Annotated in this window: 1 protein-coding gene; it reads right to left on the minus strand. The window is 36.6% G+C overall.

Going from position 1 to position 1133, the window contains the following annotated elements; genetic code table 11:
- Positions 1–47: 47 nt before the first annotated feature.
- On the minus strand, positions 48–1133 hold a 1086-nt coding region (locus FC81_RS10055; RefSeq protein WP_057746503.1), incomplete at its 5' end, for a phage portal protein.

Below are 1133 nucleotides of genomic sequence, written 5' to 3' on the forward strand. Positions count from 1 at the left end.
TTTTTCCAGAACAGGGAGCACCCATAACGACTATTATTTTTTTCATATCACTCGTCGGCAACCCCATTCTTATTAATATTTACAAATACATTGCCATCGTCTGTTGCTGGAAGGTCTAGTTTATCTCGTGCCTCATTTCTGGTTAAAACTCCACCAGAATAACCAGCAGCGGCCATCGCTTGTTGGTCTTGCGGGTCTAAACTAAGCAATTTATCGGTATTGAAATTAAATGTTTTATCTAACTTGAAAGCTAACTCACTTGTAAAGCAATCAAAATAATGCTGCAAAGTACCTTTAAGATATTGAATATTACTTTGCTCGGTGTTTGAGTGCTCATTCTCTAAGCCTAACCGTTCAACTGGTAACTGAAATGCCTTAGCAATTTGTCTAGTTGTCCAGTCATTAGAGTTGACCAGTTTTAAAACATCAGTATTAATTTGTAAATTTGAAACGTCCATACCATCATCAACCACAACGGAATTAAGTGAGTTATTTCCTGTTGTCGCTTCATCAAATTTCTTCCTAATGTTTTCCTTAGCATCTTTCCCCAAATCTGATTGGTGGACTTTCACAATTGTTGTGCCATGAACTCCCTGATTAAAGAAACCTGTTAGCAATTTATTTCCAGCAGACTGAATATTTTGTTCATCTTTTAATGAATACAATGGACTAATACCAGTAACTCCATCTCTAGTGAAATACTTGAAATGAAGTATGCTGACAGGCGCAATCTGCTGCTTAGTTCGTCCATCAGGTGAGTAAGTATATGTTAAGACTCCACTCACATCATCTTGTTCAACGACCACTTTGTTATTGGGTATGAATTTAAGTTGATTGCCTGGTAAAATCTGTGCAAATGAATTACCATTCAGCAACATATTTACCGCCAAAGCATATTTAAAGTGATAACCGTCCATAATACTGTTTGGCTTTGAGTTAATCATCTTATCTATTGCATCAGTACCACATAAGATTGGATTGCTTGCAATATCACTCGCAATGATATTAATTGCTGCGAATATATCGGAATTTTTTAGTACGCTGGCACTTACAAATGTATTTGTATCGTCACTCGATAAACTTACCAACGCATCTAAAAACGGATCTTGTGTTGTGCTTGTGGTCTTGGTTGT

Origin of the sequence: Liquorilactobacillus capillatus DSM 19910 (assembly GCF_001434915.1) — a bacterium.
GTDB lineage: Bacteria > Bacillota > Bacilli > Lactobacillales > Lactobacillaceae > Liquorilactobacillus > Liquorilactobacillus capillatus.